The organism is Phycisphaerae bacterium (assembly GCA_018003015.1).
Taxonomy (GTDB): Bacteria; Planctomycetota; Phycisphaerae; order UBA1845; family PWPN01; genus JAGNEZ01.
In genome coordinates, this window is record JAGNEZ010000002.1 from 62,189 (window position 1) to 85,502 (window position 23,314).

A 23,314-nucleotide genomic window follows, 5' to 3' on the forward strand; every position below is an offset into this window, starting at 1 on the left:
GAGTGCCGCCAGATACCGACCGGCCCAGCATCGTCATCGTCGCCGCAGGATCCTCAGCGGAGCGCGCCCCCGAGCAGCTCATCGACCCGCACCAGCTCGTAACCCCGCTTGGCCAGTTCGTCGAGCAGAGGTGCAACGTAGCCGTGCATCTTGTCCGTCCGCCCCGGACCCGCCCCAAGGTGCAGCAGAAGCAGGAAACCGTTCAGACCATCCGCGTGCCCGGCCTCGTACGCCAGGATGCTCTCGTACAGCTTCCTCGACGACACGAACCGCGGATCGCGGTCCGGCACGTAGTCGGCATTCGATCGCGTGCCGGGCGTGAAGTTGAACAGCACGATACCCATCGCGGTAGCCCAGGTCGAAATGTCGCTGTTGTACCACTCGTACGGCGGAATGAAGAAACGCATCTGGCCCCGACCGGGGCCATAACGAGCCAAATCCTCGAGGTTCTTGTCGAGATCCGCCCGGAAGAACGCCTCCGTCACCAGCGTCTTGCCCCGGTTCTCCCACGCACAGTACAGCGGATGCGAGTCTGAATGCGGCCCCAGGTAATGGCCCTCAGCCACCATCCGGCGCAGGATCGGCCGGTGAGCCTCGATACGTATGAAATCGCCGGTAACGAAGAACGATGCCTTCCGTCCGCGATGCTTCAGGGCGTCCAGGATCGCCTCCGCGCCCTCACCATGCTGCCCGCCGGTGAATACCAGGGCCAGCCGCTTGCGATCGGTCGGCCCACGGACAATCCCGCCATGCTCGTAGCTGAACGCCGGTTGCGATGCCGCTGTAATAGGTCCACGCCGCTCGACGCTCGTGAAGTCAACACAACCGCCGACCAGGATCAGACCGAGAATCGCTGCGACTCGGCAAGGCAAGTCATATCCCTCGGTTGTATGAGCAGCTGTTCGTGGTCCTGAACATACCGACCCACGTCGAACAGCCGCTCCGCCAGCTTGCGAGCGGCCACGGCCCGACGACCGAGTTCATCACCCGACTCCATCGCCTCGCGAATCGCGATCGCCAGCCGATGAGGCAGCCCCGGTTCGCAGAGAAAACCGGTTTCCCCCTCGGTGATCAACTCGGTGACCGACGGAACCGCCGTGCCGATCACCGGAATACCCGCCGCCATGGCCATCGCCAGCCAGCCGGTCGGCACGTCCCCCAGCGGCGTGAACAGCATGGCGTCACTGACGGCTAGTAGGGCCGCCGGCGAGTAACGGTCCCCGACCGGAATGAACACCTCCGGGCAGTAGATGTCATCGAACAACCGCCCCAGCCGACTGGCTTCGCGCGAAAGCCCAGGCACGATCAGGCGGACATCCGGGCGAATCTGGTGCACGATCGCCATCGCCCACGCCGCGTAGTATTGCCCACCCTCCCGCGAGGGCGGCGAGGCCGTCAGAAAAACCTCCGTTTCAGCGCCTAGCCCCAGATCGGAACGGGTAACGATCGGTTCGGGCGATCGCAGCCCGTCAGCATCAACCCCCGGCCGGACGACAACCGTCGCTTCACGCGGTAGCCCCGAGCTGATTAGCCGCTGCCGCACCCGTTCGCAGCTGCAGATGACACAGGGATTCCCCCCGGCTCGCCTCAGTGGCCACCATTTCTGGAGATTCGCGGCATCCGCCGGATCCGAGAGCGTGACCACGAGTCGCAGTCCGTCAGGGCACACCGACCGCACCGCGGCCGCCACTCGACCACCCCAGGCATGAACCACCCCGGAGTACTGCTGCTCGAGCACCCGGCGGAGGTCCCGCGAGGGAATACCTAGGTTCACGTCCCAGCGGGCAACACGGGTTAGGTCCGCAGCGGCGGGCAACTCCACCGCCGGCCGCCCGATGGCGACAACCCGCTGCTCGATGCACGCCCCGGACAGCCGATGCACGAGCAGGGAAAGCCCCCGAAAGGCGTCCATGCCGCTGTCCTCGTCGACCACGTGCGTGAGCTGCATCACCATGAGAACCGATCATGTTCGATACCGGCCATTTGTTCAAGCGCCCTCCATTCGCGAGTGCCCCGTTGTGATGTCCGCCGGATCCGATACACTAGTGGCCGACACGAATGACTGCACACGTGGCTTTCAAGGTGATCCTCCTGCTCGTGGAACTGGCCGCGTCCGCCTTCTTCAGCGCCGCGGAGACAGCCCTCTTCTCGTTGACCCCACGCGAACTCCACCGATTCCGCAACAATCGCCGGGCCTCGCATCGCTTGGTCGCTACCCTCATGCAGCGACCCCGCAAGCTGTTGCTCACCCTCATGGTCTGCAATGTGACGGTCAATATGGTGATCTTCGCCACCAGCCTGACACTCATCGAGAGCCTGATGGCACCCGGCAGTCATCTCGGCCCGGTGGTGGGGCTCATCGCCCCCATCGCGGTGACACTCTTCAGCGAAATCCTGCCCAAAGGTACGTCCATTGTGATGCGGACAACCTTCGCGCTCCGGGCCGCACCTTTGGCTCGGGTATGCCAGGTGATCCTCGCTCCGGTGACCTGGGTCCTCAACTCACTCCTCGTGGAGCCGCTCACCCGCCTCCTCGTCGGCGGCCGACGCCCACGAAACGAGGTCACCGTCGAGGAACTGGCCGAACTGGTCGAAATGTCCCAACACCAGCGGATCATCGACGCCGACGAGAACACCATGCTCGACGGGGTAATACACCTCAATGAGACGAGAGTCAGGGATGTCATGGTCCCACGCGTCGATATCATCGCCTTCGACCTCCGCAACGACCCCCAAGGGCTCTACCACCTCATGCGCGAGTGCCATCTCCCCAAGATCCCCGTCTACGACGGTGACATCGACCGCTTCAAGGGCCTGATCTACGCCAAGGACCTCTTCCTCCATCATGACTGTCCGCCCCGACTGCTCGTTCGCCGAGCTCAGTTCGTGCCCGACGTGATCTCGCTGACCCAGCTGCTCGAGCATTTCCGTCGCTCCCGCAGCCAGCTGGCCATGGCCGTCGACGAGTTCGGCGGGATTACCGGCCTGGTCACCATCCAGGACGTCGCCGCCCAGATCGTCGGCGAACTCGCCCCGGCGGAAGAGGGCGAGAACGAGCCAACCTGGGAACGGCTCGACGATCGCCACTACCGCATCTCCGGACGGGTCAGCGTCCGCGATTGGGCCGAGCAGTTCGATATCCGCCGCTTCGACGACCGAGTCAGTACCCTCGGCGGTTTGATCCTCGCCAAGCTCGGACGCCTCCCCGCCGTCGGCGACCAACTGCGGCTCGGCAACGTCCTCATGACCGTCGAACTGCTCCGCGGCCGGCGAGTGGAGTGGATTCGTTTGGAGCTGGCGGCCGACGCCGCCACCACCGTGGGCGACCCGCCCGGGAAGGGGGCCTGATGGCCATCCTCTGGCTGGTCCTGCTGGTGATGCTCCTGCTGGCCAGCGGCTTCTTCAGCGGCTCGGAAATGGGCCTCTATTGCGTCAACCGCCTTCGCGTCCGACTCCAGGCGGAACGCGGCCAGGACGCCCGGTCGCGACTCCTTTGGAGACTCGTGCAGCAACCCCAACGCACGGTGATGACCGTCCTGCTCGGCAACAACCTGGTCGGCTACCTGTTGACCGTGGCCGGCATAGCCTTCCTGGACAAAGCCTTCGGGCTCTCCGGGGCCAAGGCCGACTTCTACGTGGCCCTCGCCCTCACCCCCCTGGTCTTCGTCTTCGGCGACGTCGTACCCAAGAACTGGTTCCGCATCGAGGCAGACCGGCTGATGATCCTCGCCGCCCCGGCTTTGAGAGCCTGCGAGCTGCTCTCCCGCCTCACCGGCGTGCTCCCGTTCGTCCTCGGCATCTCACGCCTCAGCGCCCGGCTGGCCGGCTACGACGAGGAACAGGCCTGGCGAAACCCCCGAGGCGAGGTCATCGGCCTCCTTCGCGAGGGCGGAGCCGAGGGCACGCTCACCGAGGACCAGGCCCGCATCATCGAGCGGGTCATGAACCTCTCCAGCGTACGCGTCGGGGCGATGATGGTGCCGATCCAAAAGCTCACCACCGTCCCCATCGACGCCACCCGTGACACCTTCGAGCAGCTCGTCGCCCGCTGCAAACACTCCCGCTTGCCCGTCGTCGGCCACGACCGGCAGACCATCGCCGGAATCGTGACCGTGCACAGCGTCCTGGCTGATCGCGCCGAAGGCTCAATCCAGCGACACATGCACCCGCCGGCCACCATCGCCGCCAGCGAGTCCGCCACCAAGGCCCTCGTCTTCCTCCAACAAAACCGCCAGCGCATGGCCGTCGTCACCGACCCCCGCCGCGGCTGGGTCGGAATCATCACCCTCCGCGACGTCGTCGAGGAAATCTTCGGCGAACTGGCGGAATGGTGAGCAAGGCAACAATCAGCATGCGGAAACCGCCGACCAGAACCTGACCTGTCACTTTCCCCAAACTCACCCCCCCTGCAAGGACGGAGAACACCTCTCTCCATTCTCCATCCCCAACCCCCGCTCGCCACCCCGTTCGAGGCTCCTCCATGGCCTGCGGCCACCAGACTCCCGAGCATCAACGGTGTCCCGGTTGCCGACCATTCCGCGGACCACTCGTGGTGTTCTTCACCCGGAGGCGGTCCGGTGCTCACACCGAGAATCACGATCATCCGACGGCTTGAATCTTGCCAAATCACCCCCTTGTACCCAAGTTTGGCTTCGTTTGGCGCTGGCAATGCTCGGGCCGGCTCACCATCGCTTCTCAGGGGGCTCACCGAGCTCGTGCACGTCGCGTCAAGCCGTACCAACGCCCGGCATGACCTGAACGCAAGCCGGCTGGCCCAGCCCTGCAAACGGTATAGAAAAAGTCGAGGCCCAGGGAAATGGGATCAGTCGTCACGCGGCATCGAATCGTCTACGTCAACCTCATCGGCTTCCGCATGGCTCTCGGCCTCACTCGCAGAGCCAATGGCCGCAGCCTCGGGCCAAGCCTCGGCCTCCTCCACGTCCGACGACTTGGGACGGAAGACGCGGGCCATCTGTTCGGAGAATCGCTCAAGCCACGCCGGCTTCGCGTCGCCCTTCGCGGTACGCTCCGGCCGGACGACCTCCACAACCACCGGCTCCGCGGCCCGTCGTTCGTGGGAGATATCCTTGACCGCCGGTCGCTCGCGCGAGAGGTCCGCAATTGCCGGACGCGTCGTGGGCGTGGGATGAAGGGTGACGCCGTCGGCCGCAAGCTGGTTGCTGTGCGGGAGGGGCGATGCGCTGGCCTCGGTGTTCACCTCGGCCTGGGTGACAGTGTCCTTGGGCAGCGAATCAAGACGCTTCTGAGCGGCCAATAGCTTCGGGTTGGCCCGCAGAGCAGCCTTGAACGACTTGGCCGCTTCAACATTCATCCGCTTGGACTGGTACATCAGCCCCATGTTGTAGTGGGCGTCCTCGAGCGGTAGAACTGATTGGAACTGATGAAATGCATCCGGGAAGCGCCCTTGCTGGGCCACGGTGATCGCCAGGTTCACCCGAGCTCGAGCCATGGCCGGATCAATCTCGATGGCCTTGGTGAGGGCCACTTCGGCTTCACGCCAACGGGCCTGCAGGATGTAGCTGAATGCGATGTTGTTGTGCAGGTACGCCTGGTCTGGGGCCAGTCGAATGGCCTCGGTGAACGCCTCGTCGGCCTCCTTGAACCGGCCAAGCCGGTCAAGCACAATCCCGAGCCGGTTCCAGGCGTCAACCGAGCTGGGCTTGGCCGCGACCGCCAGGCGATACTGCTCCGCCGCCCGAACCAGCCGCCCCTGGGTCTCGTGCAGACGCCCGGCGGCCAGATGCGTTTCCGGCTGAATGCTCGGCGAGTCCGCCTCGCGCAGATCCTCGATCTGGCCCTTCTGAAGGTCAGAGACAGGCTTCTGGTCGTTGTCCGATTTGAACTTGAGCAGATTCCCGCATCCGGCTGGCCACAGGAACAACCCCGCTATGCACAGGCCTGCCCACCATTGCTTTCGTCTTGCCATTCGTCATGCTCCTTCATGTGCCCCCCAGCATCATGTCAGTTGACTTTGCTCGCCGCTTCGCCGATCGCCGTCGTTTCCTGCTTCTCCGAGTCGGACGCCTTGGCGCTGCTCGATTCCCGGGCGACGATCGCTTCACCGGCCCTCATCCCCGGCCCGCCGGCCATGGCCTGCACGACCTTGATCTTGTCCGCCTCAACACCGTTGGAGGTCAACATGCCCTTGATCCGGTCCATACGCTGCTTGACCATCTCGTCAGAACCGTCGAGCTCGTCATATCGCAGCGTCCCACCGTAGATCTTCAGGATCTCCGCGTAGCGATTCAGACGCCGCACGCCCAGGGCATTGAGCTCCGCTGTGTGCGGCACAAAGTGAGCACTCGACACCGACATATCCTCGAGCAGGGCGTTGTCGGTCATGTTCACGTACCCGTCCTGGAGGGCGCTCGGGTTCTCGCTAGTTCCTTGGGGCGGAGCATTGAGCCGCGAGACCGCGCCGCCACCACACCCCCACAGGCCAAGCAGGCCCGCGACTGCAAACGCCGAAAGGATCAGTGCTGCATACTCCGTTGCCGAATACTCTCGTTTCATGGGTCCAATCCTCTTCTGGTTAAGGTCCAATCCTCTTCAGGAGCAACCGTGAATCCAGGCCGTTGCCTCTCCTGCGGCCCGGTGAGATTATCGGCCAAGCGAACGACGCGATTCTGTTGTTTTCGGACGAATTGCGGGCAACTTGACCCAGGAGAACATACGGCAATTCTCTGCGCGCAGAGTGACGTCTCTCCGTCCTGGTGGCTCGCCATCAGGGCCCACGCCCGCGTCCAATTCCGTGCGCTCTGCAACCATGCTCCTCCGGTCCCGCAGCCGTGTCCAGATCGCGGGTCCCGCATCCACGTCCAGATCGCAACACGGGTTCAATCTCGCCCTTACGCCGCTTCCGTTTCCGACCGCGATTCCGTCGACGGCCCTCAGGGCGGATCGCCCGCCGGTGGCTATTCTCCCTGCACCCGCTTCCCATGCGGCTTGCACGGCGAAGCCACACGGGTCACAGGGCGGCCGACTCCTGTCCGGCTCACCGGCGGTACCTGATTCGAATCCCCAGAACGCGAGCCGTGTTTTCAATACTGGTATGCCGTCGGTCTGATAAGCCGCAGCGGCCGGTTGAAACCCCCGCCCTCGGGGCGCCGTGGGGTGAATGTGGGATGTCAAGCTGGGCAGCCGGGTTGTGGGCCGCAGCCGATAAAACCGTCGGCGTTCCCGCTGGTAGCACGCTTAATGGTGGTTGATGGAGGAATTGGCAACTTTTTTGATGAGCCGGTTTGCCCGGGGGATATTCGTTTCTTATGTTTCAACTGCGTTCGGACGATTCAGGGTGAAACGTGAGTCGCAGACGCACGCAACTTGCCTGAGCGGCGAAGGTTGAGCCTGCCGCGAGTGTGCCCCGCCGGACGAAGGGGGGCGAACGAGGCGGTTGTGACGGAAGCGGGACAAGTGAAGAACGGAATCTCGTAAGAAGGGATTCACCGAGTGTTATTCGGGCTTGTCGGCCCGGAGTCAGAGACGCCTCGCTGGTCAAGAGGGAAAAGACGCGGCAGGCACGTTTGGCCCCTGAAGGGGATAACCAATCGAAAGGAGAGATTCATGCAGGCATTGGTAACGCGAGTCAAGAGTTTTGTTCGGAGCGAAGATGGCCCGACCGCGACTGAGTACGCGGTGATGCTGGCCCTGATCATCATTGTGGCCCTGGCGGGCATTACCCTCCTGGGCACCAAGGTGAACGCGATCTTCACGAACGTCGAGGGAGCCCTGGCCACCGGTGCGTAATGGTTGGGCGTACGCAGGCTTCGCGTAGGAAGGAAGCATTCAAGTAGGTCTTGGGGGGCGCCCGTTCGGAGGTCGGACGGGCGCCCACCAGCCTGTCTGGGGCAAGAATGCCGCGGGCCTGAAAACAGGATGCAGTCGGTCGGAGCCGGGAAGGAAGCGAATACTGGAGTCGATCGATGCACTCAGCTTTGTGGTTGACGACCTGTGCGATAATGGTCCCCGGGATTCTCTGGGCGTCGTGGATTGACTACAAGGAACGCCGGGTACCGAACTGGCTGAACGCAGCCATTGCGATGACGGGTTTCCTCGCCCAGGCTCACTTCTTCGGATGGCAGGGTCTTGCGGCCGGTGCCGCGGGCCTGGCCGTCGGTTTTGCCGTTCTCATTGTTCCATGGCTTATGCATGGCATGGGCGCAGGTGACGTCAAGTTGATGATGGCGATTGGCGTTTGGCTGGGGCCGTGGCTCACCTTCCTGTCATTCTGTGTGGGCGCGGTGGTCGGCGGAGTCATCGCGGTGGTTATGATTCTGTCCAGCGGGCGTTTGTGGCATGCCTATGCCAACCTGGCCACGATCGCAACCAAGGTGTCCAGCCGGTCGACCCTTTTCACCGAGTTCGGCTCGGCCAAGAGCTTCGGCAGTACTTCCCAGCTGTTGCCGTACGGTGTTCCTTTGACCATCGGCACGCTGATGGTGTTCTTCGGGCAGCAGTGGTTGATTGGGTGACAAGATAGACAGAGGAGGCGCAAGATGAAGACGAGGGGAAACCCAGGATTGAGGGGGCTCAGCTCCCGTCGGCCCGCGGCTCGACGTGGCGGAGCGGTCGTCGAGATGGCCGTTGTGACCCCGCTGTTGCTCCTGATGCTGTTTGGGATCATCGAGTTCGGCTACATCTTCATGATGGAGAACTCGCTGACCAACGCGACCCGCGAAGCGTGTCGCACGGCGACCCTGCCGGGCTCGACCGACACGGACATCCGGTCGAGGTTTCAGCAGGCGATTGCCTCCACAGGACTGACCGTGACGGACAGCATGATCATCATTGAACCGGCGACGAGCGCCAACCCTGTCGTGACCGTCAAGGTGGCGGTGCCCTACAGCCAGGTCACGCTGCTGGGGATCCTGCCGTCCGGCCTGTTCAGCGGCATGTTCGGCGGGAGCGGAGGGTGCATCGGCGACAAGACCATCGGGTCGGTCTGCTCGATGCGCAAGGAAGCGACAACCAGTAGCTGATCCGACCGCGCTGTTCGCGGTCTGTCCGGATGACGTTGGAAGGGAGCACGGGCGTGGCTCGCCCGGGCCTCCTGGGAGAGAGAAATGGTACTGCGGCCGGCCCTGTTGAGGAGCCGGCCCGGGTGTGGCGACGAAGGAGCTTGTCATGAAAGGTCGAGCGATTATTCCGTTGGTGGTGGGACTGGCCGTTGGCATTCTGGCCATCAAACTCTTTGCCGATGTGCTCAAGAAGGCCAAGGGGTCCCAGGCAAGTGAAACCGTGAACGTGGTGTGCGCCAAGACAGACATTGGCTCCACCGTCGAGATCAAGGACACGATGCTCGAACTGAGGGCGGTGCCCAGATCCTTGGTGCCCAGTCAGTCGTTCTACGATACCAAGGAGGTCATCGGTCGGGTGGCGAGCGTGGTCATTCCCAAGGGCGGCCCCGTCGTGGCAAGCGGGCTTGCCCCCAAGGGAACACTGGCGGGCATGGAGGTCCGCATCCGCGATGGATATCGGGCAGTGGCCGTCAAGGTCGATGAATGGGCGGGCGTGGCCGGCTGGATCAAGCCGGGCAGCCGTGTCGACGTCGTGGCCGTCATGAACGGCGCCACCGGCAGCAGCCGCGACGAAACCACCAGCAAGGTAATCCTGGAGAATGTCGAGGTCCTGGCCGTCGGGCAGGACCTGGGCAGCACCGGCGACGTGAACGCCACCTTGCCGAAATCCGTGACGGTTCTGGTTCGCCCGGACGATGTGCCCAAGCTGCATTTGGCTTCAACCAAGGGGCAAGTTCGGCTGGCCATGCGCAATTCTCGTGACGGTAGCGGCGGTGCCGGGGGGCAAACGACCGATAAAGAGCTGGTTTCCTCGGCTTCAGCCAAGGGTGGAGCGGTCAAGACGTTTCTTAACGGAATGTTGAGCAACGTACCGAAGATCGAGCCCAACAAGACCGATAAAGAGGGCGGCGGTCTTCGGGCCGCCAAGCCGGTCGCCGAGCGGGCCGAGCCGGCGCCGGTAGCCAAGCCGACGCCGTGGCGAGTCGAGGTCATGGCCGGCGGCGAAGTTCAGGAGTTGTGGTTTGAGAACGGGACGAAAGACGCTCATCGAGTGGCGAACGAAGCAGATGGTAAGCGGAATGGGCGACAGGCACGTCCGACTCAGCCTGGAGTGCAGATGAGTCCGGCAAAGCCTGGACCACAAGCGGCGGAGGTGGCTCCGGCCCCGTACGCTGAACGCCCCGAGACATCGCGGTCCAAGGAGTCATTGAAACCGAGGGAGTTGCTGGAATGATCGCTCACAAGGATGGTCAACTCATCATGCGTTCAAGGATGGACAGGGTTTCCCGCCAGGTGACCGCGCAAGCTCGTCACCTGGCCGGAGGCTTTTTGGCGATCGCCGCCGTTGTCGGATTGGCTTGCTTCAGCACCGCTTCGGCGGCCGATCCTCCGGCCGCTCAGCCATCTATTGAGCCCCCTCGGATCTCATCGGCCTCACCGACGACGAGCATGCTCGTGACCGTCCGCGAGGAGAAGAGCCGTCAGCAGGAGATCCTCCTGCTCGCCGGCCGCAGCGTGGTGATCGATCTGAGTGAGCCCATGGCTCGCTGCCAGATCGCCGACCCCGAGGTGGCCGCGGTGAACATCCTCTCGCCCCAGCAGATCGTGGTGACCAGCAAGCGGGCCGGGAGCACCCAGCTCATCGTCTGGGATGCGAAGGAAGGGCAGGTCACCATGCCGGTGACGGTCCAGCTCGATCTTGCTGAACTGGAGGCGGCGATCAGGAAGCTCGCCCCCAAGGCCACAGTGCAGGTTCAGGCGCTTCGCGAGCGGGTCCTGCTGACCGGCATGGTGCCGGACAGCGACACCGCCGACGCCATCGATAAGCTGACCAAGGCGTTTGTCGGTGAGCTGGGCGGGCGGGACGCGCAGCGAAGCAACACGACCGGCCAGAGCACCCAGAGCTCCCGGGTGATGAACCATATGACCGTGGCCGGCGTTCATCAGGTATTGCTGCGCTGCACCGTGGCCGAGGTCAGCAAGTCCGCGATCCGCAAGCTGGGCGTGAACGGCTGGCTCGCCGGCGACAACGTCCGCGACGTTTTCATGGTCAACAATCTGGACGGGATCAACCCTTCGAACATCGGAGCGGTCTCGACCGGCAACATCCTCGGACCGCAGTTCACCACCGGGGCGCCGACCGAGTCGATGGTATTCGGAACCCCGGGCATTCCCACCTACCCGGCGCCGACCGGGCCGGAGTTCACGCTTGGTTTTCCTAGGATCCAGATGCAGCTGTTCTTCCGGGCCATGCGCGACAATCGTCTGCTCCGCGTGCTGGCCGAGCCCAATCTGATTGCCTTGAGCGGGCAGGAGGCCAATTTCCTGGCCGGTGGCGAGTTCCCCGTGCCCATCCCTCAGGGACTGGGCACCACAACGATTGAATGGAAGAAGTTCGGCGTGCTCCTACGCTTCACGCCGACCGTGATCGGGCAGCAGAGGATCCGACTCAACGTTCGCCCGGAAGTGAGCGAAAGGGATTTCACCACCCAGGTGACGCTGACCGGTGGCACGACGGTGCCAGGCATCAAGGCCCGCAACGCGGAGACAACCGTTGAGTTGGTGAGCGGCAGCACGATCGCGATTGCCGGCCTGCTGAACGAGGAAATCCAGGCGGCGGCGCGCAGAATCCCGGGCCTGGGTGATGTCCCGGTTCTCGGCGCCCTGTTCAGTTCGGTCGAGTACCAACGGAACCAGACTGAACTGGTCATCCTGGTGACCCCCGAACTGGTAGCGGCCATGAATCCGGACCAGGTTGGACCGGTGCCGGGCCAGTTCATGACCGATCCCAGCGACTATGAGCTGTTCGGACTGGGCATGCTCGAGGGTAAGCCGGTGGCGGAGGCCCCCGGCGAGGACGCGGCTCTGGAGACCAGCGCCGCACCCAAGTACAGGAAATTCCGCACGTCCCCGGAGCAACTGTCGCTTCACGGACCTTGGGGACAGGCGCAAGCATCGGAGACGATTCAATGAGCTGACACCAGGGGGCCTGGGCCGCCGCGCGGCGCCGGCCCCCTTCAAATGGGTAACAAGGTGTGGAAAGGAGCGTTAGGTAACCACCTACCAGCAGGAGCTGCAGGACATCCTTCAGAACCTGGGTGGGAAACGGCCCGTCATTCTGATTCAGTAAGGACCGAGGTTCGGCGTGCCGGTCGCCACCGTCCCGCGGCGGCCGACACGCCCGACCGACCGGCTGCGGCCGGCCGCGAGTAACAGGAGACGCTGAGAATCATGGCTGGGGAATGGAAGCATCTGGGAAGCCATGAGACAGTCGGTTCGTGTTATCATTGCCAACGGTGACGAGGACTACTCGGTCACGATCCGATCTGAACTGCTCGGCCTGGACGGCGTCCAGATCGTTGCGGAGGTCGATGAGCTTGGCCTGGTCGAGCAGGCGGTGGGCCAGTTCCCGGCCGAGATTCTGCTTGTCCATCTCGACCCCGTACCCGACGCCACCTTGCCCATCGCCGCCAAGATCGCCGCCGCCAATCCCGAGCTGGCCGTCTTCGTTCTGTCCGAAAGCACCGACCCACAGCACATTCTGACGGCCATGCGCTCGGGCGTCCGCGAGTTTCTGACCAAGCCGATCGATCGAGAACTGGTCACTGCGGCGATCGGGAAGGTCGTGGCCCAATCCGGGAATGCGGTCGAGGTGGGCCGGCTCGTCTCCATCCTCGGTACCGTGGGAGGCGCTGGGGCCTCCATGCTGGCCACCAACCTCGCCGTCGAGCTCACCCAACTCGCGAAGAACAAGCCGGTGGTCCTGGTCGATCTCGATTTCCGCTTCGGACAGCTGGCGACCATGCTCGACGTGCAGGCGGACTACACCATCGCCGATCTGTGCTCCACGCCGGAGCAGCTGGATGGCTCGGTCATCGACCGGGTCATGGTCAAGCACGACAGCGGCCTGCATCTTCTGGCCCGGCCCAACCAGTTCGCCCAGGCTGACCAGATCACCGCCGCCCACTGCGCCTCCGTGCTGAGTTCCCTGCAGCAGATCTACGAGTATGTCGTTGTCGACGGGCCCAACCGGTTCGATCCGGGCGGGCTGGCGGTGCTCGACCTGGCCGACGTCAATCTCTTCGTCATGCAGCTCCTGGTTACCAGCGTCCGCAACGTGCATCGCATGTTCAGCGAGCTTCAGGAGGGGGGCTACAACCTGGACCGTTTCAGGCTGGTGTGCAACCGCCTCGGTCAGGACTCCGGCCATCTGGGCATCGAGCAGGTGGAACAGACCCTGAACCGCAAGATCGCCTACCAGATTCCCGACGACTGGAAGGTCGTAAGCGGGGCCATCAATGTCGGTGCGGCCCTCATGGACGTCGCACCCAAGTCACGGGTGCGGGCGGCAATCCGGGAACTGGCGGAGAGCATCGCCTCGCCGCATGACACCACAGCCAAGAAGAGCGAGAAGGGAAGCGGCCTGTTGGGTCGGATCTTCAGCGGGGCGTCGTCCTAATGGAGTAAGGCAAGGATGTTCGGCAAAGTCAAACCACCTGTGGCGTTGAAATCACCGCCGGCGCCGCCGCCCGGGGTCCCTGGCAAGTCCGTTCTCGGGCCCCGGCCGGCCGAAGACCCGACCGGGCCGCCCAAGCCTGCCCCGACGAGAGCGACCGAGGTGGCCTCTAAGCCAACCGTGGACAAGTCACGGACCGGAAAGCCCATCGACGAGAAGCTGGAGAAGTACTACGCCCTCAAGACCCGCATCCATCGCAAGCTGGTCGAACAGCTCGATCTGACCGCGGTGGACAACAACGATCCGGGGATTCGCGACAAGGTCGGTGAACTGGTGCTGGCCCTGTGCGAGAAGGAGGACGTCCTCCTCAACCACACCGAGCGTCAGCGGCTGGTCGGCGAGATTCTGGACGAGACGTTTGGCCTGGGGCCACTGGAAATCCTGCTCAAGGATCCTGCGATCAGCGATATTCTGATCAACGGCCCGCGGATGGTGTATGTGGAGCGCAAAGGTCGTCTGGAACTGACCGATGTTCAATTCCGTGACAACGCTCACCTCATCCACGTGATCGACAAGATCGTCAGCGCCGTCGGCCGGCGTTGCGATGAGGTCTGTCCGATGGTCGATGCCCGCTTGAAGGACGGCTCCCGCGTCAATGCGGTCATTCCGCCTCTGGCCCTGGACGGGCCGAGCATGTCCATTCGTCGATTCGGTGCCGACCCCATCACCTGGGAGGACTACGTCAACTTCAAATCGTGCGCCCCGCAGATGGTTGAGTTTTTCCGGGCCTGTGTCGTTGCCCATCTCAACATTCTGATTATTGGCGGAACCGGTTCTGGCAAGACGACGCTGCTCAACAACATGTCGTCGTTCATTCCGCCTTCGGACCGCATCGTGACCATCGAGGACGCGGCCGAGCTTCGCCTCCGCCAGCCGCACGTGGTCCGGCTCGAGACCCGTCCGGCGAATATCGAGGGCAAGGGCCACATCTCGATTCGCGATCTGCTGATCAACAGTCTGCGTATGCGGCCCGACCGTATCGTGGTCGGCGAATGCCGCGGGGCCGAGACGCTGGACATGCTCCAGGCGATGAACACCGGCCATGACGGGTCGCTGACCACGCTTCACGCCAACAGCACGCGTGATGCCGTTCAGCGTGTTGAGACCATGGTGATGATGTCCGGCTTCGAGCTGCCCGTCCGGGCCATTCGCCAGCAGTTCTCATCCGCGATCCAGCTCATTGTGCAGGCCCAGCGTCTGACTGGCGGTCCCAGGAAGATCACCAGCGTAACCGAGGTGACCGGCATGGAGGGGGATGTCGTGACCATGCAGGACATCTTCAAGTTCGAGCAGGTGGGCATTGACAGCGCCGGAAAGGCCTACGGCCGAATGATGGGCACAGGCATCCGGCCGACGTTCCTTGACCGGTTGAAGTACTCAGGATGCAACGTTGGGCCGGAGATGTTCGAGGCCCAGGTGTTGCTCAGTGACCATGAGGGCTAGTTGACGGGACCGAGAGTCCCGCCTCCATCCGGGGCATGGTGCCCGGAGGAGGCTTGAGACGGGGTGTACCGTGCTTTCTCCTATCATTTTCATCGCACTGCCGGTGGTGGGCTCCATGCTCCTGGTTTGGGGCGTGTTTCAGGTGCTCATGGACCTTCGCACGAGCAAGCAGCGCAAGGTCGTGGACCGGCTCACGGAGACGCGTTCCCGGGCGCGTGCCAACGAGGCCAAGGAGACGCTGCTGCTGCGGCGCGGAGGCGGCAAGCACGAAGGGCTGCTTGACTCGGTCCTCTCCAAACTGGCCGTCGTCAGCAAGGTTCAGCACATGCTGGATCAGGCCGATCTGGACTGGTCCGCGTCCAAGATGCTGACCAACGTGACAGCGGTCGCGCTTCTGGTCGGGGCTCTCCTCCTGTTCCTCCAGTTCAGTATTCTCACCGCCCTGGCGGCCGTCGTCGCCGTGATGGTCATGCCTTTGCTGTGGCTGGTTCGCAAGCGGAAGAAGCGCATCCGTGTGCTGGTTGAGCAGTTGCCGGATGTCTTCGATCTGCTGGGACAGGCCCTTCGCGCCGGCCACGCCCTGGCGGGGGCAATTCAACTGGTGAGTACCCAGATGCCCAACCCCATCGCCAAGGAGTTCGGGCGAGTGTTTCAGGAACAGAACCTCGGCATCAAGGTCGAGGAAGCCCTGCTGAATATGGCCAACCGCGTCGACCAGATGGACGTGCGCTTCTTCGTGACCGCGGTCCTGATTCAGCGTCAGACCGGCGGTGACCTGGCCGAGATCCTGGACAAGATCGGCAAGGTGATCCGCGATCGCGTCCAGCTGCTGGGTACTGTTCAGGCCCTCACCGCGGAAGGCCGACTGTCCGGATGGGTACTGCTGCTCCTGCCGGTCATCGTGTTCATCGCCTGTCTGTTCGTGAACCCCGAGTACTCCAAGGTGCTGATCAACACGCCCACCGGTCGAATGCTCTTGGCCACGGCGGCGGCCATGGACCTGATGGGCATGGCCATGATCAAGAAGATCGTGAATATCAAGGTGTGATGTCATGACGCAACTCATTATCCTCATCGTCCTGGTCATGATCAGCGCGGGCCTGATCATCTACAGCCTCCTGCCCAAGCGGGGTGAGGAAAAGGACAAGGTGATGCGGCGCATGACCGGGCGCTCGTCGGGCAGCCCCCAGGCCGGCACCGACGCCGGCCGTCGTCCTTCCGCAGCCAAGCAGATGCTGGAGAAGGTCGCGCCCATCGCGATGAAGCCGGTCATGCCGAAGAACGCCGCGCAGATGTCGACCCTTCGCGAGAAACTGGCCCAGGCAGGCTACCGCCAGGAGGAAGCCAGCCGCTACTTCTTGGCGAGCAAGACGATCGTCGGCGTGCTGCTGGCGGTGGTGACCTTGTTTGTCGCCTGGGGTGGAGGCTACGAGGCCAAGCAACTCTTCGGCTTTGCCGCGACCGCCGCGGGTCTCGGGTTCCTTCTGCCCAACGCATGGCTCTTCCTGGCCCGCAGCCAGCGCGCCGAGAAGATCCGTAACGGCCTGCCCGACTCACTCGACCTGCTGGTGGTGTCGGTCGAGTCCGGTCTCGGCCTGGATGCCGGTCTGCTTCGGGTGGCCGAGGAGATGCGCAACGTTCACAAGGACCTCAGTGACGAGATGCAGATCGCGACGATGGAAACGCAAATGGGTGTGCCGCGGGCGGAGTCCCTCGAGAACATGGCCCGCCGCAGCGGCGTCAACGAGATGCGGGCCATGGTGGCGGTCATTACCCAGGCTGAGAAGCTGGGCACCAGCGTGGCCAAGGCTCTCCGTACCCAGGCGGACATGCTCCGCGTGAAACGACGCCTCAAGGCCGAGGAGCGTGCTCAGAAAACCACGGTCAAGCTGATGCTGCCGCTGATTCTGTTCATCTTCCCGTCGATCTTCGTGGTGCTGGTCGGACCGGCCGCCCTCCAGCTGATCAAGACTCTGGGTAGCGGTGGAGCTCTCGCTCCGAAGTAGTCCGCTCATCGGAACGCGGGATCGGGTTGTTGCCGGGCCACTGGAAGAAGTTCTAAGGTGTCCGAAAGCACCAGAAGGTTCTATCAGCGAAAACGGCCCGACGGACTGCGGCCACCGCAAAGCTGATCACCAGCCGAATCTACTGAACTCACCCTTCGTCTGCGTTGGCCAGCCCGCCGCCGGGCTTCCGCTCCCGTATGCTCCGGATGACTTGGCCGTGTCTACGGCCCGCTCCTGCCGGTACGCCGCGCGAGCAGCTCAGGGGTTACCTTAGTCTGTGACCCGGCTCGCGAACTCCCCGTCTGCGGTTTCGGTGACCACTTCTTGGCCGGGCTGGACCTGGTCGGCGGCGGTGACGATGCGACCGTCTCTGCGGTCGCGGGTGATGGTGAAGCCGCGGGCCAGTGTCTTGTGATGACTGGTGGCCTCCAGGCGGCTGACCAGCGATTGCAGCGATTGCCATGCCGGTTTGAGGCGGTGAGCGAGCGATCGGGTGAGTTCAAGCTCGAGCTTGCGGAGCCGTTCGTTCTCGGTGGCGACCTGGCGGACGGGCGAGGTGGCTCGCAGGGCTCGCTCCTTCTCGTCGATCCGGTTCGCCAGTTGACGAGTGTGCAGACGTGCGGCGCGATCGAGGCGGCTGGCCGTTGTCGCCAGTCGGTCGTGAGCCTGCCGCAACATAGCCTGCGGTCGAACGCCCGCCAGTCTGACTTCCGTTGCATGGAGTCGGCGGTCATGAGCTAGGAGGGACTGTGACTGACTCCATTGCAGCCGCGACGCCAGGTGTTCGAGTTGCTGCAGCTGCCGATGGAGCACGGTCTGGGGACGGCCGGCGGCCAGATTGACCTCCAGCTGGTGCAGTCGACTTCGTTGGCGGTCAATGAGTCGTCCAATGGCCGCCTGGAGTCGCGAGGTGGCATCGTCCAGCCGCTGCTCGGCCTCCTGGATCAAGCTGCCCGGATCGCGCATCCAGGAGACCCGGCCAATGGCGTCCACCTTCGAGCGAGACAACTCCAGCCGGTTTCGCATCGCCCGGTGGAGTCGTGCCTGGCACTCGTCCAGTCCTGCGAGCAGCTCGGACCGGACGGGTACAGCCAGCTCGGCGGCGGCGGTGGGCGTGGCGGCCCGCAGGTCGGCCACCAGATCGGCGATGGTGATGTCCACCTCGTGTCCCACGCCGCTGATGATCGGGATCCGGCTGGCATGGATGGCACGGGCGACGGGTTCCTCGTTGAATGCCCAGAGCTCTTCGAGTGAACCGCCGCCGCGGGCCACGATGATCGTGTCGATACCGCCCAGCGACGCGGCCTCACGGTTGAGCCGGGCGATCGCGTCGGCGATTTCCGCGGCGGCCCCCTCGCCCTGCACCTTCACCGGGTGGACGAGGACCTGCACGCAGGGGTACCGCCGCTGAAGGGTCCGCAGGATGTCGCGGACGGCCGCTCCGGTGGGGCTGGTGACGACGGCGATGTTCCGGGGATAGGGGGCGATCGGCTTCTTGTGCCGAGGGTCGAAAAGGCCCTCCTTCTCCAGTTGTTCGCGGAGCTGGCGGAAAGCGAGTTCCAGGGCGCCCGTGCCGCGCGGCTCGAGTCTGCGGATGATGAACTGGCATTGACCGCGGTTCTCGTAGAAGTCCACGTAGCCGGTGGCGATGACTGCCATGCCGTCGGCCGGTTTGAACTTCAGGTCGGCGGCTCCGGATCGCCACATGACCGCCCTGATCTCGCCGCCTTTGTCCTTCAAGGTCAGGTAGAGGTGGCCGCTGGTGTGGCGGGTGAAGTTGCTGATCTCGCCGATCAGGTGGATGGTGCCGGGCAGTCCGTCGGCGAGAGTCCGCTTGATGGCCGCGGTTAACTGGCTGACCGTGACCTGTCTCGGCAGGGGGGGAGCGGTCGGGGTCCGGATCCGGTCGGGATCGAACGCCGGGCGCTGGGCGGTCATGTCAGTCCACCTCTCCGCCGGCCAGGTTGACGAACAGGGGGCTCGATTTGTCGATGCAGATTCGCTCCACGTGCTCGGCCTTGCCGGTGGTCGACTCCACGCCGACCAGGAGTCCGCACAGCCGCGGGTCGCCCTCGGCCACGTCGAACGCGTGGGGCAGGTTGGTCAGAAAGGTGCGAATGACCCGGTCCTTGAGCCGCCCGAGGACCGAGTCAAACGGCCCAGTCATGCCGAGGTCGGTGAGATAGGCCGTTCCGTTGGGTAGGATGCTCTCGTCGGCGGTCTGCACGTGAGTGTGCGTGCCGACCACGGCGCTGACCCGCCCATCGAGGTACCAGCCCATGGCAACCTTCTCGCTGGTGGCCTCGGCGTGCACGTCGACCACGACGATCTTGACGTCGGGCGGGAGCTGCTTGAGTACGCGGTCCACGGCGTGAAACGGGCAATCCACCATGGTCTTCATGAACAGTCGCCCGAGCAGTGAGATGATCGCCACTTTCGGGCCGAGCTTGGTCTGGCAGATCGCGACGTGCCTGCCGACCGCCTGGGGGGACATGTTTGCGGGGCGTACGATCCGGTCCGAACTCTCCAGGACCGGAATGATCTCCTGGCGGCGGTAGATGTGGTCGCCCAGGGTGATGAGGTCGACCCCGTAGCGCCTAAACTTCTCAAAGAGTTGCGGGGTGAGGCCGGATCCGCCAGCAGCGTTCTCCGCATTGGCGATCACGCAGTGAATGTTGTATTCCCGGGCCAGATGGGGGAGGGTTTGGGAGATCGCATAGCGCCCCGGCCGGCCCACGACATCTCCGATACACAGGAGATTGACTCGCATTTCAGGACTTTCTAGCCACGGTGGTGTCCGTATTCGCTCCGTGGATCCTCAAGGATAGCGTGTCCGGCTCGGCGGGGCAATGGTCCTCAGGACGGCCCGCTCCTCATCCCCTGCTTCACACCCGCTTGGCAGGATTGACCGCCCAAGGCATCACGGAACCGAGGCCGCCGCCACCGGGAGGCGGGGTCATCGCCGGCCGCCAAACCAGCCGTGCACCGGTACGGTGGTGATCCGGGCGAGTCGCTGGCCGCACGCGGCAGCATGGACCGGCGAGCAGTTGGAGACGAATCGGCCGCCGTGGCTCTCGACGACCTGCCGTTCCCGAGCGAAGTCCGGGCGGTTGTTCTGCTCGTATTCCTTGCCTTTCACGTAGACGTCAGGACGCAGCTCGCCAGGAGGTCGGGGGAAGTCAAGTTGGGGTTGATGCAAACCAGATCGACGACCTCGAGGGCGGCGAGGTTCTCGGCCCGCATTTCTTCAGGGATGTAGGGTCGCTGCAGGCCCTTGCCGACCTGGGAATCACCGGTCAGCGAGACGACGAGCGGGTCTCCCTGCTGGCGGGCGAACTCGAGCTAGCGGACGTGCCCGGGGTGGACGATGTCGAAGCAGCCTTGGCAGTGGACGACGGTCTGGCCGGCCGCGCGGGCGACTGCGACCTGGTCCAGCAACTCCTCCTTGTTCACGATCTTGTCGGGTACGCTCATATATCGGTTAAGTTATCGGATCTCGTCCACGGGGGATCGGCCGGTGGTATGGACCGCGGGTGGCTGCCGGCGGCCGCTCGAATCCTCGTTGTCCCATAGGCGAACAGCGGAACGGCATTCAGCAATTCACAGGGCTTGCTGATTCATAACATCTTTTCATATAAAGAGATAATGTTGTTTCTTAGGCATACTTGCGCGGACAACTCGGTGTGACGCGGAGTTCTTGCTCGGATTCTGGGCCCGTGTTGCTTGAAATCAGGTCAGGGTTGTAGTATGTTACCACGGGTGGATCGGACGGGGCGGTAGGGGAATCGTGTCACAAGAGGGTCCGTCGGATTCGCGTTGGAAAGAGGATGTCCGCCTGTGGGCGGTTCGCCGTGGGGCTTTTCCCCTCCGGAAAACACCGGGCTGTCGTAAGGCACCTGGTGTTTTCTTTTTGGACAATCGATTCCCCTTGGTCAGACGTGTGGTGCGGGGGTTGGGTCTCATCGTCCAGGGCAGGCGCTGGCGTGTGCTTCAGGATTGAAGGTCGGTTTGCTGAAGTTGCATTCGCGTGGTCAGCCGCTATACTTGTTGCAGTTGGTTTGACGAACGAGCAGGGTACGCGACCTCTGTCGTAGCATGTCCGGACCGTTCCCTCAATCGCCGCTCCAGCTTCTAGGCCGAGATGCCGGCCGCTTTCTGATCCGACCCGGAAAGTGAAACCTGGGTCGTTCTGCCCTATCACAGGAGAAGAATAGATGGGCAAGAAACTGTATGTTGGGAACCTGACCTACGACGTGACCAGCTCTGATCTGGAGCAGCTCTTTGCCGCCCATGGGACTGTCGAGAGTGCTGAGGTCATTGCCGACCGCATGAGCGGCCGGAGCAAAGGATTCGGCTTCGTCGAGATGAGTTCGCCCCAGGAAGCCCAGGCTGCGATCGATGCTCTGAACGGCAAGGATCACGGCGGGCGTGTACTGACCGTCAATGAGGCCAAGCCGCGGGAGAATCGCAGTGGTGGCGGCGGTGGCGGTGGACGAGGGGGGCGCGGCGGCTACGGTGGTGGCGGAGGTGGCGGCGGTCGCCGTTACTGAGCCGCTTCTCCCGGGTCGATCGACCTGTCGATCAAGAAGGCCACGCACGAGAGTGCGTGGCCTTCTTCTTGGGTGGGTTTCACAACAGGCTGACCGAGCCTGGCCGCCGGCGGTCGAGCGGGGGTGTCGGCTTCGGATTCAAGGGGGGGTGTTGGGCATCCCGGTCTTCGAGTTCCGGTGCCGGAGGGCGGCGCTGTCATCGGGTCACAGGGCTGCCGCGATCCGTCGGAAGTGGTAGCCGGTGATGGCCAGGGTCATGGCCTCGGGGAACGCGCGGCGATGAAAGACCAGGATCTTGGTGAGGAACTTCCAGTACTCGCGCCGCCCGCGGGTCAGCACTCCCATGATCCACAGTGACTTGATGACCGCTCGGATGTCCGAGGCGGGGCGGGGTATCTGTGGACCGCGGGGGTGGTACTCGCGGAGGAAGGTCAGGATTCTGGCGTAATAGGCCTTTGGCGTGTAGAGCCGTTTGACCAGTGAGCGGTATCCCTCGATCAGCATTTCGCGGTCGAGCTTGGGGATGAAATTCAGGACGGCGTCGAGGTTGTTGCCCGTCGTTTGGCTGATGATACGTCCCTCTTCCTTCAGCCGGTTCCAGAGCCGGGTACCTGGCAGGGCGGTCAGGAGGCCGACCATCGCCGTGGCGATACCCGCTTCCTGGATGAACTTGATCTGCCGTTCGAAGATGTTCGGTTTGTCATTGTCAAAGCCGACGATGAAGCCGCCCATGACCTCGATCCCGGCTTTCTGGATGGTTCTGACGGCCGCGATCAGGTCGCGCTGGGTATTCTGGACCTTGGCGCATTCCGTCAGGCTGGCCTCCTCGGGTGTCTCGATGCCGACGAACACCTTCTTGAAGCCAGCCCGGGCCATGAGGTCGAGCAACTCGGGGTCGTCGGCCAGGTTGAGGGAGGCCTCGGTGGTGAAGGCGATGGCCGGATCGCGTCGCTCTCGCCAGGCGATCAACTCGCGGAGGAAGGCTTTCACCTTGGCCTTGTTGCCGATGAAGTTGTCGTCCACGATGAAGATCGAATCGTCCCAGCCGGCGTCGACCAGCGAGTCGAGCTCGCGGATCATCTGTTTGGTGCTCTTGACCCGGGGCACGCGCCCATTCATGACGATGATGTCGCAGAATTCGCAGTTGAACGGGCATCCGCGAGAGGATTGCAGGGGCATGAGGGCGTACTGACTCATGTTAATGAGGTCCCACCTGGGCACCGGCGTCAGGCTCAGGTCTGGCCGCTGCTCATGGCGGTAGTAGTGCTTCACTTGTCCGGCGACCATGTCCGCGATCAGGTTGGGCATGATGTTCTCGGCCTCGCCGAGCACGAAGTGCTGGACCTCGGGGAACTGGTCGTGTCCGGTCATGAAAAGCGGGCCGCCGGCGACCAGGGGCTTGCCCAAGGAGTTGGCCCGGGCGATGACCTGCCGGGCGGAATCCGCCTGCACGATCATGGCGGAGACGAAGACGTAGTCGGCCCAGGCCAGATCGGCATCCGTCAGCCGGGTGACGTTGAGGTCGATCAGCTTGAGGTTCCATTCGCGAGGCAGCATGGCGGCCACGGTCAGGAGCCCGAGCGGCGGGAAGGCCGCTTTCTTGGCGACGAACGGCAGAACGTGCTTGAAGCTCCAGAACGTATCCGGTGTGGCTGCGGAAACAAGTAGTATTTTCATCGTTTCCATACCCTGTCCCCCCTCGCTCGTCGGTTCCTGGTGCATCACTATAGGCTTCCCTGGGGCCTGATGCAATCTCCTGCC

The 23,314-nt window shown here is 63.6% G+C and carries 20 protein-coding genes; 12 read left to right on the forward strand and 8 right to left on the reverse strand.

Annotated features, from left to right (window positions below; translation table 11 throughout):
- Positions 1-53: 53 nt before the first annotated feature.
- Complete coding sequence (locus KA354_01145; protein MBP7933226.1) at positions 54-872, reverse strand: polysaccharide deacetylase family protein; 819 nt, start codon at positions 870-872, stop codon at positions 54-56.
- A complete protein-coding gene (locus KA354_01150; protein ID MBP7933227.1) occupies positions 839-1,954 on the reverse strand; it encodes a glycosyltransferase family 4 protein in 1,116 nt (371 codons plus the stop codon). Before KA354_01150 ends, KA354_01145 begins: the two co-directional genes overlap by 34 nt.
- A 116-nt stretch (positions 1,955-2,070) precedes the next feature.
- Between KA354_01150 and KA354_01155 the strand changes: the two genes are divergently transcribed.
- Positions 2,071-3,348 carry an HlyC/CorC family transporter gene (locus KA354_01155; GenBank protein ID MBP7933228.1) on the forward strand — a complete coding sequence of 426 codons (1,278 nt, stop codon included), beginning with the start codon at positions 2,071-2,073 and terminating at the stop codon, positions 3,346-3,348.
- Positions 3,348-4,334 (forward strand): DUF21 domain-containing protein, encoded by a 987-nt coding sequence (locus tag KA354_01160; GenBank protein MBP7933229.1) that lies wholly within the window; start codon positions 3,348-3,350, stop codon positions 4,332-4,334. Before KA354_01155 ends, KA354_01160 begins: the two co-directional genes overlap by 1 nt.
- A 488-nt stretch (positions 4,335-4,822) precedes the next feature.
- Here the strand turns inward: KA354_01160 and KA354_01165 are convergent, their stop codons facing one another.
- Together KA354_01165 and KA354_01170 are read right to left on the reverse strand one after the other, a co-directional pair.
- Positions 4,823-5,947, reverse strand: a complete 1,125-nt coding sequence (locus tag KA354_01165; protein ID MBP7933230.1) for a tetratricopeptide repeat protein — start codon at positions 5,945-5,947, stop codon at positions 4,823-4,825.
- A gap of 35 nt (positions 5,948-5,982) precedes the next feature.
- Entirely contained in the window at positions 5,983-6,534 is a 552-nt protein-coding gene (locus tag KA354_01170) for a hypothetical protein (GenBank protein MBP7933231.1), read from the reverse strand.
- A gap of 1,050 nt (positions 6,535-7,584) precedes the next feature.
- Between KA354_01170 and KA354_01175 the strand changes: the two genes are divergently transcribed.
- From KA354_01175 to KA354_01215, 9 genes are all read left to right on the forward strand, one after another.
- Positions 7,585-7,767: a Flp family type IVb pilin gene (locus tag KA354_01175; GenBank protein ID MBP7933232.1), complete on the forward strand. Its 183-nt coding sequence runs from the start codon at positions 7,585-7,587 to the stop codon at positions 7,765-7,767.
- Between the two features lie 176 nt (positions 7,768-7,943).
- Positions 7,944-8,492, forward strand: coding sequence for a prepilin peptidase (locus tag KA354_01180; GenBank protein ID MBP7933233.1), 549 nt, complete (start codon positions 7,944-7,946; stop codon positions 8,490-8,492).
- 24 nt (positions 8,493-8,516) lie between these two features.
- Positions 8,517-8,999 carry a pilus assembly protein gene (locus KA354_01185; protein MBP7933234.1) on the forward strand — a complete coding sequence of 161 codons (483 nt, stop codon included), beginning with the start codon at positions 8,517-8,519 and terminating at the stop codon, positions 8,997-8,999.
- A 145-nt stretch (positions 9,000-9,144) separates the two neighbouring features.
- On the forward strand, positions 9,145-10,272 hold the full coding sequence (cpaB, locus tag KA354_01190) for a Flp pilus assembly protein CpaB (protein MBP7933235.1): 1,128 nt from the start codon (positions 9,145-9,147) through the stop codon (positions 10,270-10,272).
- Positions 10,269-12,011 (forward strand): type II and III secretion system protein family protein, encoded by a 1,743-nt coding sequence (locus tag KA354_01195; protein MBP7933236.1) that lies wholly within the window; start codon positions 10,269-10,271, stop codon positions 12,009-12,011. Before cpaB ends, KA354_01195 begins: the two co-directional genes overlap by 4 nt.
- A 289-nt stretch (positions 12,012-12,300) precedes the next feature.
- Positions 12,301-13,497: an AAA family ATPase gene (locus KA354_01200; protein ID MBP7933237.1), complete on the forward strand. Its 1,197-nt coding sequence runs from the start codon at positions 12,301-12,303 to the stop codon at positions 13,495-13,497.
- A 15-nt stretch (positions 13,498-13,512) separates the two neighbouring features.
- Entirely contained in the window at positions 13,513-14,997 is a 1,485-nt protein-coding gene (locus KA354_01205) for a CpaF family protein (protein MBP7933238.1), read from the forward strand.
- A gap of 115 nt (positions 14,998-15,112) precedes the next feature.
- The gene (locus tag KA354_01210; GenBank protein MBP7933239.1) at positions 15,113-16,045 is read left to right on the forward strand and encodes a type II secretion system F family protein; all 933 of its coding nucleotides are present in this window, start codon (positions 15,113-15,115) and stop codon (positions 16,043-16,045) included.
- A 4-nt stretch (positions 16,046-16,049) separates the two neighbouring features.
- Positions 16,050-17,003 (forward strand): type II secretion system F family protein, encoded by a 954-nt coding sequence (locus tag KA354_01215; GenBank protein ID MBP7933240.1) that lies wholly within the window; start codon positions 16,050-16,052, stop codon positions 17,001-17,003.
- A 270-nt stretch (positions 17,004-17,273) separates the two neighbouring features.
- On the opposite strand, the gene xseA is transcribed toward KA354_01215, so the two are convergent.
- The 3 genes from xseA to KA354_01230 all read right to left on the reverse strand — a co-directional run bounded on the left by xseA (position 17,274) and on the right by KA354_01230 (position 20,202).
- A complete protein-coding gene (xseA, locus tag KA354_01220) occupies positions 17,274-18,941 on the reverse strand; it encodes an exodeoxyribonuclease VII large subunit (protein MBP7933241.1) in 1,668 nt (555 codons plus the stop codon).
- A gap of 1 nt (position 18,942) precedes the next feature.
- The gene (locus KA354_01225; GenBank protein MBP7933242.1) at positions 18,943-19,773 is read right to left on the reverse strand and encodes a TIGR00282 family metallophosphoesterase; all 831 of its coding nucleotides are present in this window, start codon (positions 19,771-19,773) and stop codon (positions 18,943-18,945) included.
- A gap of 186 nt (positions 19,774-19,959) precedes the next feature.
- Complete coding sequence (locus tag KA354_01230) at positions 19,960-20,202, reverse strand: hypothetical protein (GenBank protein MBP7933243.1); 243 nt, start codon at positions 20,200-20,202, stop codon at positions 19,960-19,962.
- A 1,015-nt stretch (positions 20,203-21,217) separates the two neighbouring features.
- Between KA354_01230 and KA354_01235 the strand changes: the two genes are divergently transcribed.
- On the forward strand, positions 21,218-21,553 hold the full coding sequence (locus KA354_01235) for an RNA-binding protein (protein ID MBP7933244.1): 336 nt from the start codon (positions 21,218-21,220) through the stop codon (positions 21,551-21,553).
- A 204-nt stretch (positions 21,554-21,757) separates the two neighbouring features.
- Here the strand turns inward: KA354_01235 and KA354_01240 are convergent, their stop codons facing one another.
- On the reverse strand, positions 21,758-23,230 hold the full coding sequence (locus tag KA354_01240; GenBank protein ID MBP7933245.1) for a DUF4070 domain-containing protein: 1,473 nt from the start codon (positions 23,228-23,230) through the stop codon (positions 21,758-21,760).
- Positions 23,231-23,314 lie beyond the last annotated feature (84 nt).